Genomic DNA, 13,376 nt, shown 5'->3' on the forward strand with positions numbered 1-13,376 from the left:
GGCACTGCGCGCACCACGGGCACTGCGGGCACGTCGGGCACGTCGGGCACGTCGGGCACGTCGGGCACGTCGGGCACGTCGGGCACGCGAGATGTACCCCGTTGACGGCACCGTCCCCCCGCGGGCGGGTGCCACGCTGTCCGCGCGCGACACGCCGCGACGGCCGCGCGCGACACGCCTCGTCGTAACAGGGCGGAACGCGACTGGCACCCGCCCCGCGGGGTGGGCACACTCGGGGCACGACGATCCAGCACACCGCACACCGCACACAGCCCGCGGGGATCGTCCTCCCCCCACGAACCGTCTCCAGGAGTCCCGATGTCCGCAGCACCCTCCACCCCCGGCACGTCCGGACACCCCACTCTCGGGCCCACCCGGACCGGGTACCCCCTGACCACCCGCCGCCCCGCCGGATGGGTCGTCGCCGCGGTCGTCCTCGTCGCCGCGATCGCGGTGGCGGTCGTCGGCAGCGGCGCGCACCCGGCCTCGGCCGCGACGAAGACCGTCTCCATCGGCGTGGCGGACAAGTCGCTCCCGTACTGGAACACCTACGTCAAGCTCGCCAAGTCGAAGCTCGGCGTGACCGTCACGCTCGTGAACTTCTCCGACTACTCGCTGCCGAACCCGGCCCTCAAGCAGGGACAGGTCGACATCAACCAGTTCCAGCACATCCAGTACCTGGCGAACTACAACGTGTCCGCGGGCGACGACCTCCAGCCGATCGGCGCGACGGCGGTGTACCCGCTCCCGCTCTACTCGACCGAGGTCGCGAAGGTCTCCAAGTTCAAGTCCGGTGACAAGATCGCGATCCCGAACGACGCCATCAACGAGGCCCGCGCACTCCTCGTCCTGCAGTCCGCGAAGCTCCTGAAGCTCAAGAGCGGCGGCAACGCGTTCTCCACCACGAGCGACATCACCTCGCACAGGGTCGACGTGCAGCCGGTCGACGCCTCGCAGACCGCGAACGCGCTGCAGCAGGGCTCGGTGAAGGGCGCGATCGTCAACGTCAACTACGCCACGAGCGCCGGCCTCGACACGAAGGACGCGATCTACCAGGACGACCCGTCGTCGAAGTCCGCGGCCCCGTACGTGAACATCTTCGCGACCACCGACAACGACAAGAAGAACGCCACCTACCTGAAGCTCGCGAAGCTCTTCCAGGCCAAGGCCGTGCAGAAGGTCTTTGTCAAGGACTACCCGGACGCGGTCGTCAGGACGACGAGTGCTGCCACGCTCCAGAAGGAGCTCGCGAGCGTCGAGAAGGACGCGAAGAACGCGAGCAAGTGACCGTCGTGCCTGCCCTCGTCTCGCTCGAGTCCGTCGCGAAGCACTACGTCCGCGCGGACACCGCCGAACCGGTGGTGGCCGTCGACGACGTGTCCCTCGAGGTGCTCGAGGGCGAGGTCCTCAGCATCATCGGGTACTCGGGGGCGGGCAAGTCCACGCTCGTCCGGCTCATCAATGCGCTCGAGCTCCCGTCCGCCGGTCGGATCACCGTCGCGGGGCGGGAGCTCACCGCGCTGCCGGAACGCGAGCTCCGTGCTGCCCGGCGGAGCATCGGGATGATCTTCCAGCAGTTCAACCTCTTCCGCTCCCGGACGGTCGCGGGGAACGTCGCCTACCCCCTGCGCGTCGCGGGTGTCCCGAAGCAGGAGCGGGACCGCCGCGTCGCGGAGCTCCTGGACTTCGTCGGCCTCGGCGACCGGGCGAAGGCGTTCCCCGAGCAGCTCTCGGGCGGCCAGAAGCAGCGCGTCGGCATCGCCAGGGCACTCGCCACGAACCCGCCGCTGCTCCTCGCCGACGAGGCCACGAGCGCCCTCGACCCGGAGACCACGACCGAGGTCCTCAGCCTGCTCCGCCGGGTGAACCGGGAGCTCGGCGTCACGATCGTCGTCATCACTCACGAGATGGACGCCGTCCGGCAGATCGCGGACCGGGTCGCCGTCATGGAGCAGGGCCGGGTCGTCGAGATCGGCGACGTGTACGACGTGTTCTCCGCTCCGAAGACCGACGCCGCCCAGCGCTTCGTCCGCACCGCACTCCACGACCGACCCTCGGCGGAGACGCTCAGTCGGCTCCGCGTGCACCACCCCGGGCGGCTCGTCACCGTGCAGATCACCGACGAACAGGGGCTGCAGGCACGCATCGACCGCGCTTTCGCGAGCACCGGGGTCAGCGCCGAGCTCGTCTACGGCGGCGTCGGCGAGATCCGCGAACGCCGCATCGGATCGCTCACCTACGAGCTCGGCGGACCGCCGGACTCGGTGCAGCGTGCGGTCGAGGCCCTCCGCGCGGACGGCATCACCACCGACGACGAGGAGGAGGTCGCAGCATGAGCAACGGCATCCAGGGCTTCCTGAGCACCACGGACGTGTTCGTCCAGTCGATCCTCGACACCCTCGTCATGTCGCTCGTCTCGCTCGTGGTGGCCGGCGTGCTCGGACTCGCGCTCGGTCTGGCGCTCTACGCGTTCCGCCCGGGCAACCTGCTCGGCAACCGGACGGCGTTCACGGTCATCAACCTCGTCGTGAACATCGTCCGGCCGATCCCGTTCGTGATCTTCCTCGCCGCCATCGCTCCCCTGTCGCGTGTCGTCGTCCAGACGACGATCGGGGTCCCCGCGGTGACGTTCGCGATCTCCATCGCGGCGGCGTTCGCGGTCGCGCGCATCGTCGAGCAAAGCCTCGTGGGACTCGACCCCGGAGTCGTCGAGGCAGCTCGGGCAGCCGGAGCGCACCCGCTGTCGATCGTGCTCACGGTGCTCATCCCCGAGGGGCTCGGCCCGCTCGTCCTCGGGTACACCTTCATCTTCGTGGGCATCGTCGACATGACCGCGCAAGGGGCCCTGATCGGCGGCGGCGGACTCGGCGAGTACGCGATCACCTACGGCTCGCAGCGGTACAACTGGTGGATCGTCTACATCTCGGTGGCCACGATCGTCGTCATCGTGCAGCTCGGGCAGTTCGTGGGCAACCGTCTGGCGAGGGCGACGCTCCGCCGCTGACCCGCGTGGCCACACTCCTGACGCATGGCGGCAGGGATCGGTGCCGCAGTGCCACACCGCAGGTGCGGCACCACCACACTCCTGGCGCATGGCACCCCGGACCACCCGTGGTGCCACGCGCCAGGGATGCTGCGATGCACCAGGGATGCTGCGATGCACGAGGAGTGGTGCGATGCGTCATCGGTGGCCGACGGGCGGCGGGGCCGCGCCGCATCGGACTGGAGGCGCGGGACGAGCTGGCACCGTCCCTCCAGTCCGATGCGTGGTCGGGTCCCGCGGACCGCCGCCCAGCGCACACGACCACGATGGCGACACCATCCGCGCATGGCACCACAGACCGCCGCCGTGCCGCCGCACTGCAGATGGCGCATCACCACACTCCCGGCGCACGGCACCACCGACCACCCGTGGTGCCATGCGTCGGGAGTGGTGTCACACGCCGAGCAAGGGTGTCATGCGCCAGGAAAGGAGCCATGCGCCAGGAGCGGTGCCAGGCATCGGGTGGGGTGGCGCCCGACGCCAGCAGTGCAGCTGCGTCGCGAGCCGGCCTCAGGCGGCGGGTTCGGCCTGCTCGCCCCGTTCGGCCTGCTCGCCCTGCTCGCCCTGCTCTCCCTGCTCGCCCTGCGCCGACGCCGGGGCCTCGTACGTCGCCGTGACGAGGATCGGGCGGTGGTCCGAGATCCCGGCGGGCAGGGTCTCCACACCCATGATGTTGAGCCCGACACTCGTCGCGAAGTCGAAGTGCCCGGTGAACCGGCGGTAGCGGAGGTAGGTCGGCTGGTCGCTCAGCGAGAGTGCGAACCCGTGCTCCTCGATCTTCTTCCGGAGGTTCGTCTGGAACCACGGGTAGTTGAAGTCGCCGACCATGATCGCCGGAGCCTCGGCGGAGAGGTCGCGGACGAACTGGTGCGCCGCCTCGATCTGCTTGCGGCGCAGGCTGTTCGTGGCCGTCAACGGTGAGGCGTGGAACGAGGCGACGATGACCTCCGTCCCGTGCTCGAGGTCGTCGAGGTGCATCGCGATGAGCCGCTCGTGCGCCGGTGCGAGGACCCGGTCGTGCAGGGACTTCCGGAGCGAGTGGATGGTGAAGTCACGGACCCGGAAGCGGTCGCTCCGCACGTAGATCGCGAGGCCGAGCCGGTTCGTCTTCGTCGAGGCGGCGAGGGTCAGTCCTCCCACCGACTCGGCGAGGTCGTTGCTGTCGCACTCCTGCACGCAGAGCACGTCGGCTGCGCTGTCCTCGGCCAGGCCCGCCAGTTCACTGTTCGCGGTGTGCTCGCGCAGGTTGTAGCTCACCACGCGCAGCCCCGGATCCATGCCGTCCCGCATATCGCCTCGCTCCTGCTGTTCTCGGGTCGCCCGGCCCGGTGAACCGTGCCGACGGACGTCGTGGCGGAGGGCCGCGACGCCCCCGGTCACGGTACCCCCGGTCCACAGACGGTCCCTGAGACTGTATCCGGTCCGGTCGAGCCTGGGCCGCTGCCGTGAATCGGGACCGCCGTGTCCCGGGGTGCCTACCGTCCTCCGCATGAGCTACAGCCAGCCGGATCCGGCAGAAGAGACCACCCAGTCCGCACCACCCGAGCAGCCCGACACCGAGCGGCCCGACAGCGACGTCGTGCAGGAGCAGGAGGGCGACCAGCGCGAGGCGTCGGGCGACGACCTCCCCGAGGGCATCAGGGGCACGAACGACCACGCCGACCTCGGAGACGACGTCGACTCCGGGAGCCCCGCGAAGTAGCCCACGACCAGCGGCCGAGGGTGTCGACGGTACGGTCAGTCGTCCGTACCGACACCCGCGGCCGCTGCGTCGCGGACCCGCCTCCGGACCGGACGGATGCCCTCGCCTGCTGCCGGGTCGAGCAGGAACCCCTCGACGCAGGCCACGAGGATCAGCGCGGCCAGGACGGAGAAGGTCACCGCGTACGGCACGCCTGCTCCGGCCCCGCCGCCATCCGGGCCGACCGTGCCGTCCGGTCCGACCGCTCCGACCGCTCCACCGAGCGGCGCCGCGGCCCGGAGGACCACCGCGGCGAGGGCCACCCCGAACCCTGCAGCGGTCTGCTGCAGCGTCGACGACAGGGTGTTCGCGGGTGTCATCTCCGCCTGCTCGACGTCGGCGAACGCGATCGTGTTGTAGGCGGTGAACCCGACGGACCGCGCGGCACCCGAGACGACGAGCAGTGTGGCGATGACCCAGAACGGGGTCGAGGGCGTCAGGAGTGCCATGAGCGCGACGCTGACGGCCGCCACCCCGCTCGACACGATGATCACCCACCGGTAGCCGAACAGCCGGAGGAACGGCGTCGTCGCGGGCTTGATGCCGAGGTTGCCGACGAACACGAACAGCACCGCGGAGCCCGCCTGCACCGCCGACCACCCCCAGGCGTCCTGGAACAGCAGTGGCAGCACGAACGGGACACCGTTCACCGCGAGCCGGAACAGCGAGCCCCCGGCGTGGGACACCCGGAAGGTCTCGAGGCGGAACGCGGACAACCCGAGGATCGGGTGCGCGGCGCGACGGAAGTGTCGGACCCCGAGCCAGCAGCAGACCGCGCCGAGGACGCCCGCCACGACGGCCGGGAGCACGGGGACGACGTCGAGCGAGAGCAGTGCGGCCATCACGACGAGCGCGCCGAGTCCGACGCACGCCAGGAGCGACCCGATCCAGTCGAACGGGATGCGTTCGGGCGCGCGCTCCTGCGGCACGAGCAGCACCGCCGCGACGACCGCGACCACCCCGAGCGGCAGGTTGATCAGGAAGATCCAGTGCCACGAGAGTGCGTCGACGAGCACGCCGCCGATGAACGGCGCGACGACCGGGGCCGCGAGCGCCGGCCAGGTGAGGATCGCGATCGCGGTCACCAGGTTCGCCCGACCGGCACCTCGTAGCACCACGAGCCGCCCCACCGGCACCATGAGCGCACCGCCGACCCCCTGCAGGATCCGCCAGCCGGTCAGCTCGACCAGGGACCCTGACGCGGCGCAGAGTCCCGAGGTGACCGTGAAGACGACGATCGCTCCGACGAACACCGTCCTCGACCCGATGCGGTCGGTGAGCCACCCGCTGACCGGGATGAGCACGGCGAGCGTCACGAGGTACGCGGTGATGGCCACCCCGATCGCGGCCGAGTCGACGCCGAGGTCGCGGCCCATCGCCGGCGCCGCCGTCGCGACGATCGTTCCGTCGAGGAGCTCCATGAAGTACGTGCCGGCGACCAGGACGGCCACGGCCGTCCCCCGTCCGACCCGCCGGGTCCGTTCCGCGCTGTCGCTCATGTCAGCAGAACGCTAGCGCGCCGACGGACGGGAGGCACGCAGCCGTCCGCCCCGCGCGTAGCGTTGCGGACGTGGGAACGGGACCGACGGGACGCGCGCGGCGGGCGCGCACCGTGCCTCCCGGCCGGACCGGGGGTGCTCCCGACCCGGCCTCCGAGGCTGCCGAGCCCTCGGACTGGGTCGGGCACGACCGCGGGAGTCGCGAGTACCGACGGATCCTCGTCGCGCTCCTCGGAGCCGGCATCGCGACGTTCGCGCAGCTGTACTCGCCGCAGGGGATCCTGCCGGCGCTCGCGACGGACCTGCACGTCGATGCCTCCCGGTCGAGCCTCACGATCTCCGCGGCGACCATCGGCCTGGCGCTCGCGGTCCTGCCGTGGTCGATCGTCGCGGACCGGATCGGGCGGGTGCGCGCCATGCGGATCGCCCTCGTCGCGGCCGCGGTGCTCGGACTCCTCATGCCGTGGAGCCCGAGCTTCCCGGTGCTCATGGTCGTCCGCGTGCTCGAGGGGATCGCGCTCGGCGGTGTCCCCGCGATCGCCGTGACCTACCTCGGCGAGGAGGTCCGGGCGCGCCACGCCGCCCTCGCCGCCGGGACGTACGTCTCCGGGACGACCATCGGTGGGCTGCTCGGACGGCTCGTCGCGGGCCCCGTGGCGGACGTCGCCGGCTGGCGCGTCGGCACGTTCTCGGTCGCGGTCCTCGCCACGGTCGCGGCCGTGCTGTTCTTCCTGGTCGCCCCGGAGCCCCGCGGGTTCCGGGCTCGGCCGGTGTCGGTCCGTCGGGTCGTCGGTGCGGTCGGGCGGCACCTCCGGACGCCCAGCCTGCTCGTGCTCTACGCACAGGGGTTCCTGTTGATGGGCGGGTTCGTGGCGATGTACAACTACCTCGCGTTCCGCCTCGAGGCACCCCCGTTCGCGATGCCGGCGGCCCTCGCGAGCCTGCTCTTCCTGGCGTACCTGGCGGGCACGGTGTCGTCGCGTGCGGCCGGCGGGCTCGCGGACCGGGTCGGGCGGCGGCGGATCATGCTCGCGTCGACGGCGGTGATGGTGGTCGGCGCGCTCGTCACCCTGTCGACGTCGCTCGTCGTCGTGGTCGTCGGGCTCGTGGTGATGACGGCGGGGTTCTTCGGGGCGCACTCGATCGCGTCCGGGTGGTCCGGGGCGCGGGCGGAGGCGGACCGGGCCCAGTCGACGTCGCTCTACAACTTCTGGTACTACGCGGGATCGAGTGTCTTCGGGTTCCTCGGCGGGCTCGCGTTCGTGGGGATCGGGTGGAGCGGGGTCGTCGGCATGGTCGTGGTGCTGTGCGTCGTGGCGGGGGTGTGGGGCGCAGTCCGGCGGTGACCGCGTTCTGCGGTGCAGAATGGGGCGGTCGCGGCTGTTGTGCGTGGGAGGTGCGGTCCGCGAGCGTGGGGGGCACGGCCTCCAGACCGGAGGCGGTCCGCATCGCACCGGCGCGTGACGAGACGAGGAGGTCCGATGTCGGACGAACGCATCGCATCCGGAGCGCGGTCACGTGCTGCGGTACCGGCCGACGCACCGGCCGCCGTCCCGGCCACCGTCGTGGCGAAGGGTGCCTGGTCCCCCGGCACGGACACGCGCCACCACGTGCTGGGGGCGGGCGCACACCTGCCCGTGATGACCCTCCGCGAGTCCGCGATCGCCGGGAACATCGCCGTCATGCAGGCGTTCGTCGAGCAGCACGGCCTGGTGTTCGCCCCGCACATGAAGACCCACATGGCTCCGGCCCTCGCTGCACGGCAGATCGAGGCCGGTGCGTGGGGTGTGACGGTGGCATCGGTGCAGCAGGCGATGGTGGCGTGGGAGCACGGCATCCGGCACGTGCTCCTCGCGAACGAGGTGCTCGACCCCGCCGGACTGGCGTGGCTCGCGTCGCGCTCGCCCGACGACGGCGCGGACGTGCTCTGCTACGTCGACTCCCTCGCCGGGGTCGAGGCGGCGTCGGTGGCGGCGACCGCGGTGGGCGGCTCGCTCCCGATGCTCGTGGAGATCGGGTTCATCGGCGGCCGCACGGGCGTGCGGGGCGCCGAGACCGCACTCGAGGTCGGTCGTGCCGCCGCGGCAGCGCCCGGGCTCGTCCTCCGTGGCGTCTCCGGCTACGAGGGCGGGCTCCCCGACGTCGACACTGCGCGCGCGTACGTCACCCAGGTCCTCGCGATCGCGGCGTCCTTCCGGTCGTCCGGACTCATGGCCACCGACCGCTCGATCCTCAGCATGGGCGGGAGCGCGTACTTCGACGCGGTCGCAGATGCCCTGGCCGACCGACCGACCGACCTCGACGTGGTCCTCCGGTCCGGTGCGTACCTGACCCACGACGACGGCACCTACGAGCACAAGACACCGTTCCACCGCATCCCGGAACAGGGTTCGCTCCGCGCCGCGATCGAGGTCTGGGGCCGCGTCACGTCGACCCCGGAGCCCGGCCTCGCGCTCGCCGCGGTCGGCAAACGGGACGCCCCGTTCGACGAGGGACTGCCCGTCGTCCGACGACACGTCCCAGGGGGCGGTGCCGACGCCCCGCAGGCCGACGTGGCCACGGGGTCGCTGACCGTGACACGGATGGACGACCAGCACGCCTACCTGTCGGTCACGGACGGCGTCGAGATCACCCCGGGCGACGTGGTCGTGTTCGGCATCTCGCACCCGTGCACCGCGTTCGACAAGTGGCGGACGATCCACGTGATCGACGACGCGGACGTCGTCGTCGACAGCATCGCGACGTGGTTCTGATGGGGAGCGCCGTCGAGCCGGTCGCGTCCGACGACGGACTGGAGGCCGTGGTCGCCACCCAGCGGAACGCCGCGCTGTCACTGCGACGCGGGTTGCGCATCCTCGACCTCGTCGCCGATGCCACCCGCAACGGGACCGCGTCGACGAGCCTGACGACCCTCGCCACCGCACTCGGCACGAGCAAGTCGACCGTGCTCCGTCTGACCGCCCCGATGCTCGAGAACGAACTGCTCCGGCGGACCGAGGAGAGCGGGTTCACGCTCGGGCTCGGGTCGCAGCTGCTCGGCCAGTCGTACCTCGAGGGCATCGACCTGCGGACCGCCGCGGGGCCGTTCCTCCGGCGCGCCGCCGAGCAGACCGGATTGACCTGCCACCTCGTCGTGCCCGACGGGACGGACATCGTCTACGTCGACAAGGTCGAGACCCGCGGGACCGTCCGGATGGGCTCGCGCGTCGGCAACCGGCTCCCGATGCGGAACACCGCGTCGGGCAAGGCGATCGTGGCGTTCGGCGACCCCGACCTGATGACGCGGGTGCTCGCCACGCCGGTCCCTGCCGCGACCGCGCACACGATCGTCGACGACGACGCCTGGCGCCACGAGGTCGCGCGGACGCACGACCGCGGGTACGGCATCGACGACCGCGAGAACGAGCCGGACATCCGCTGCGTCGGAGCACCGATCCTCGGCCACGCGAACCAGGTCGTCGGCGCCATGAGCATCTCCGGGCTGACGACGCGTCTCACCGTGCCCGCGGTCCGCGAGCTCGGCGACGAGGTCGTCCGGATGGCGCTCGAGATCTCGGTCGCACTCGGCTCCGAGGCCGCCCGGCTCCTGCTCGCCCGTGGACAACGATGAGCACCGAGGGGGCCGGGCGTTCCGAGGGGGCCGGGCGTTCCGGCGTCGTCACGCTCGGCGAGACGATGGTGCTCCTCGTCGGCCACGGCGCCGGGAGCGTCAGTGACCTCGACGCGATGCGGGTGGACACGGGCGGCGCCGAGAGCAACACCGCGATCGCACTCGCCAGGCTCGGTGTCCCCGTGACGTGGGTCGGCCGCGTCGGGGCGGACCCCGCTGGTGACCGCGTGCTCCGCGACATCCGGGGCGAGGGCGTCACGGCGACCGCAACGACCGACCCGGACCGGTCCACGGGGCTCATGATGAAGGAACGCCTCGCCGACGGCCGCACCCGTGTGACCTACCACCGCCGGGGCAGCGCCGGCTCAGCCCTCCGACCCGCGGACGTCCCGGCGAGCCTCATCGAGCGATCCCTGCTGCTGCACCTCACCGGCATCACGTCCGCACTCTCCGACAGCGCGCACGAGACGGTGCTCGACGCGCTCGCCCGGGCGGAGTCGGCGGGTGTCCGGGTGTCCTTCGACGTGAACCACCGGCCGAAGCTCATCGACGCCGCCCGCGGACGGGCCCGGTACCAGGAGGTCGCCCGGCGGTCGTCCATCGTCTTCGCGGGTGACGACGAGGCCCGGCTCGTGCTCGACCGTCCGGAGCGTCCGGACGACGAGGAGGACCTCGCGCTCCGGCTCGCCGACCTCGCCCACGGCCGGGCGGTCGTCAAGCTCGGCTCGCGCGGAGCCGTCGCGGCCGTCGACGGACGGGTGTTCCGACGCGCGGCGACACCGGTCCGGGTCGTCGACCCCGTCGGTGCCGGCGACGCCTTCGTGGCGGCCTTCCTCGCGGCACGGCTCGCGGGCGAGGGGCCCGTCACCGCGCTCGACCTCGCCGCGGAGGCAGGGGCGCTCGCCTGCACGGTCGACGGCGACTGGCACAGCCTGCCGACGCGCGCAGCACTCGGGGGCGGACTCCCGGGGACCGACGACGCCGTGCACGACCGGGTCGATCGATGACCACCCGCTCCCGTTCCGAGAGGACCACACCATGACCGGCTCGACCACCCCCGCACGTCGTCCGCACACCGGGGGGACGACCATCGCGATCCTCCGCGGTGGGAACGGCCGGCACGTCGAACGCGCCACCGCGACACTCGTCGAGGCGGGGGTGCTCGGCATCGAGATCACGACGAACACCCCGGGCTGGCAGGACGGCATCCGCTGGGCGGCGGAGGCGTACGCGTCGGCCGACGCCGACGCCGACGCCGGCGCCGGGTCCATGTCCAGGCGCGGGTCCTCGTCTGCGGACGTCGTACCTCGGGCCTCGGTCGGGGTCGGCACGGTGCTCGACGTCGCGCAGCTCGAGGAGGCCGCTGCCGCCGGGGCGACGTTCGCCGTGAGCCCGCACCTGGACCCGGCGATCGGAGCCCGCGCGGCAGAGCTCGGACTCTCCTGGTACCCGGGGGCTGCGACCCCGACCGAGATCCTCACCGCGTGGCGCCTCGGGGCGACCGCGGTCAAGGTGTTCCCGGTCGCCCAGCTCGGCGGGCCGGCGTACCTCAGGCAGGTGCTGGCCCCGCTCGACTTCGTGCAGCTGATCCCCACCGGGGGCATCGGCGTCGAGAACGCCGCCGACTACCTGGCCGCCGGTGCGATCGCCGTCGGCCTCGGTTCCCCGCTGGTCGGGGATGCCCTGACGAGCGGGGACATGGCGGCCCTCGCGCACCGGGCACGGCGTCTCGTGGCCGGGCTCCCCCGTAGCGCACCGGTCGACCGGTGACCGGGTCGGACATCCACGAGGACGGCGGGTCCGTCCTCCTGCGCGGCGGCTCGGTCGTCGCACGCGACGGGTCCGCCCCGCGCGATCTGTCCGCCCTGCACGGCGGGTCCGCCACGCAGGGCCGGTCTCCGTTCGAACGAGCTGACGTCCTCGTCGAGCACGGTCGGATCACCGCGGTCGGAGCGGACCTCCCCGTCCCGGGCGGTGTCCGGACGATCGACTGCGCCGCCCGGGTCGTCATGCCGGGCTTCGTCGACGCGCACTCCCATGCCGGGTCGCTCGTCACCGAGCCCCAGATCCAGCTCGCCCTCCTCCGGCAGGGCGTCACGACGATCGTCTCCGGGCAGGACGGGGTGTCCCCCGCTCCGGGCGACGGGTCCTACGCGTCCGGGTACTTCGCGGCGATCGACGGCCCGCACCCCACCTACACCGGCGGCGGCGTCGAGGAGCTGCTCGCGCACGCCGACGGGACGAGCGCGGTCAACGTCGCGACGCTCGTCCCGGCCGGCACCGTGCGGCACGAGGTGATGGGGAACGATCCACGACCTGCGTCCCCGGACGAGATCGACGCGATGCGCGGGCTGGTCCGTGCGGAACTCGCCGCCGGGGCCGTCGGCCTCGCGACCGGTCTCGACTACGTCCCGGGGCTCTTCGCGGACGCGTCCGAGATCGGCGCGCTCTGTCGTGAGGTCGCAGCGGTCGACGGTCTCTACGTCACCCACATGCGCGGCGGGTACGAGGCGAACGCCAGGGCGGGCCTCGACGAGATCGCCGTGATCATCGCCGCGTCCGGGGTCCGCGCCCACGTCTCGCACCTGCACGCCCCCGTCGACACCGCGCGGACGGCACTCGCCGAACTCGCGGCCGCCGGTGCACCGATGACCTTCGACGCGTACCCGTACTCCCGCGGCTGCACCATCCTGTCGATGCTCGTGCTCCCGCCGGACCTCGCCGTCCCGGGCACGGACGACCTGGCGCGGGCGACCAGCACCGACGGGGGTCGTGCCGCCGTGCACGCCGCCGTCGTCGCACGGGTGACCGCACGCGCCGACCTCGGTGACTCCTGGGCGTCGCAGATCACGCTGTCGCACGTCCCGGGGGCCGGGTTCCACCGGTACCAGGGCGTCACGCTCGCCGATGCAGCCACCGACCACGGCACCGACCCCGCATCGCTCGCCATCGACCTGCTCGTCGAGTCCGGTCTCCAGGTCACCGCGATCATGCGCGTGCCGCACCCGAGGACCCCCGACGAGCTCGCACCGCTGTACCGGCTGCCAGGGCACATGGCCGGGTCCGACGGCATCTTCGTCGGCAGCCACCCGCACCCGCGTGCCTACGGGACCTTCGCGAAGTACCTCGGGGACTTCGCGCGCGCGGGGCTGCTCACCTGGGCCGACACGATCCGACACTGCTCGACGAACGCGGTCGAGGCCCACCGGCTCGGAGGCCGGGGCGTGGTTGCCGTCGGAGCGGTCGCCGACCTCGCCGTGGTGGACCCGGCGACGGTCGCGGCGCGATCGACCTACGAGGACCCGATGCAGCTCGCGGTCGGCATCGACGACGTCGTCGTGGCCGGGCACCGGGTGCTCGCGGACGGCGCACTGACGGGGATACGGGCCGGACGAGGTGTCCGCCGCCACTGATCAGGAACCGCTGTGCACGCGCACCGGGGCGGGAGCGCCCACTCAGGCCGACGTCCCCGCCCAGCCCGGG

12 protein-coding genes are annotated in these 13,376 nt (G+C 72.4%); 10 read left to right on the forward strand and 2 right to left on the reverse strand.

Annotation, left to right across the window (positions count from 1 at the left end):
- Nucleotides 1-318 precede the first annotated feature (318 nt).
- From ASF23_RS13100 to ASF23_RS13110, 3 genes are read left to right on the forward strand one after another with little or no spacing between them, the layout of a single operon-like run.
- Nucleotides 319-1,287 carry a MetQ/NlpA family ABC transporter substrate-binding protein gene (locus tag ASF23_RS13100; RefSeq protein ID WP_082474132.1) on the forward strand — a complete coding sequence of 323 codons (969 nt, stop codon included), beginning with the start codon at nt 319-321 and terminating at the stop codon, nt 1,285-1,287.
- Nucleotides 1,284-2,336 (forward strand): methionine ABC transporter ATP-binding protein, encoded by a 1,053-nt coding sequence (locus tag ASF23_RS13105; RefSeq protein WP_055954221.1) that lies wholly within the window; start codon nt 1,284-1,286, stop codon nt 2,334-2,336. The genes ASF23_RS13100 and ASF23_RS13105 overlap by 4 nt, the downstream gene beginning before the upstream one ends.
- Nucleotides 2,333-3,004, forward strand: coding sequence for a methionine ABC transporter permease (locus ASF23_RS13110; RefSeq protein ID WP_055954223.1), 672 nt, complete (start codon nt 2,333-2,335; stop codon nt 3,002-3,004). Before ASF23_RS13105 ends, ASF23_RS13110 begins: the two co-directional genes overlap by 4 nt.
- A gap of 549 nt (nt 3,005-3,553) precedes the next feature.
- Here ASF23_RS13110 and ASF23_RS13115 read toward each other — a convergent pair.
- Nucleotides 3,554-4,321: an endonuclease/exonuclease/phosphatase family protein gene (locus ASF23_RS13115; protein ID WP_082474158.1), complete on the reverse strand. Its 768-nt coding sequence runs from the start codon at nt 4,319-4,321 to the stop codon at nt 3,554-3,556.
- Between the two features lie 211 nt (nt 4,322-4,532).
- On the opposite strand from ASF23_RS13115, the gene ASF23_RS13120 reads away from it, so the two are divergent.
- Entirely contained in the window at nt 4,533-4,745 is a 213-nt protein-coding gene (locus ASF23_RS13120) for a hypothetical protein (RefSeq protein ID WP_055954227.1), read from the forward strand.
- Between the two features lie 35 nt (nt 4,746-4,780).
- Here ASF23_RS13120 and ASF23_RS13125 read toward each other — a convergent pair whose 3' ends face one another.
- Complete coding sequence (locus ASF23_RS13125; protein ID WP_055954230.1) at nt 4,781-6,283, reverse strand: MFS transporter; 1,503 nt, start codon at nt 6,281-6,283, stop codon at nt 4,781-4,783.
- Nucleotides 6,284-6,354: 71 nt separating this feature from the next.
- Between ASF23_RS13125 and ASF23_RS13130 the strand changes: the two genes are divergently transcribed.
- The 6 genes from ASF23_RS13130 to ASF23_RS13155 all read left to right on the forward strand — a co-directional run bounded on the left by ASF23_RS13130 (nt 6,355) and on the right by ASF23_RS13155 (nt 13,306).
- Nucleotides 6,355-7,629, forward strand: a complete 1,275-nt coding sequence (locus ASF23_RS13130; RefSeq protein WP_235510887.1) for an MFS transporter — start codon at nt 6,355-6,357, stop codon at nt 7,627-7,629.
- 135 nt (nt 7,630-7,764) lie between these two features.
- Nucleotides 7,765-9,036 carry an alanine racemase gene (locus ASF23_RS13135; RefSeq protein ID WP_055954236.1) on the forward strand — a complete coding sequence of 424 codons (1,272 nt, stop codon included), beginning with the start codon at nt 7,765-7,767 and terminating at the stop codon, nt 9,034-9,036.
- Nucleotides 9,036-9,893: an IclR family transcriptional regulator gene (locus tag ASF23_RS13140; RefSeq protein ID WP_055954239.1), complete on the forward strand. Its 858-nt coding sequence runs from the start codon at nt 9,036-9,038 to the stop codon at nt 9,891-9,893. Before ASF23_RS13135 ends, ASF23_RS13140 begins: the two co-directional genes overlap by 1 nt.
- Nucleotides 9,890-10,900 carry a sugar kinase gene (locus tag ASF23_RS13145; protein WP_055954242.1) on the forward strand — a complete coding sequence of 337 codons (1,011 nt, stop codon included), beginning with the start codon at nt 9,890-9,892 and terminating at the stop codon, nt 10,898-10,900. The genes ASF23_RS13140 and ASF23_RS13145 overlap by 4 nt, the downstream gene beginning before the upstream one ends.
- Before the next feature lie 31 nt (nt 10,901-10,931).
- Entirely contained in the window at nt 10,932-11,663 is a 732-nt protein-coding gene (locus tag ASF23_RS13150) for a bifunctional 4-hydroxy-2-oxoglutarate aldolase/2-dehydro-3-deoxy-phosphogluconate aldolase (protein ID WP_055954245.1), read from the forward strand.
- The gene (locus tag ASF23_RS13155) at nt 11,660-13,306 is read left to right on the forward strand and encodes an N-acyl-D-amino-acid deacylase family protein (RefSeq protein WP_055954249.1); all 1,647 of its coding nucleotides are present in this window, start codon (nt 11,660-11,662) and stop codon (nt 13,304-13,306) included. Before ASF23_RS13150 ends, ASF23_RS13155 begins: the two co-directional genes overlap by 4 nt.
- Nucleotides 13,307-13,376 lie beyond the last annotated feature (70 nt).

This window comes from Curtobacterium sp. Leaf261 (assembly GCF_001422205.1).
Classification (GTDB): Bacteria; Actinomycetota; Actinomycetes; order Actinomycetales; family Microbacteriaceae; genus Curtobacterium.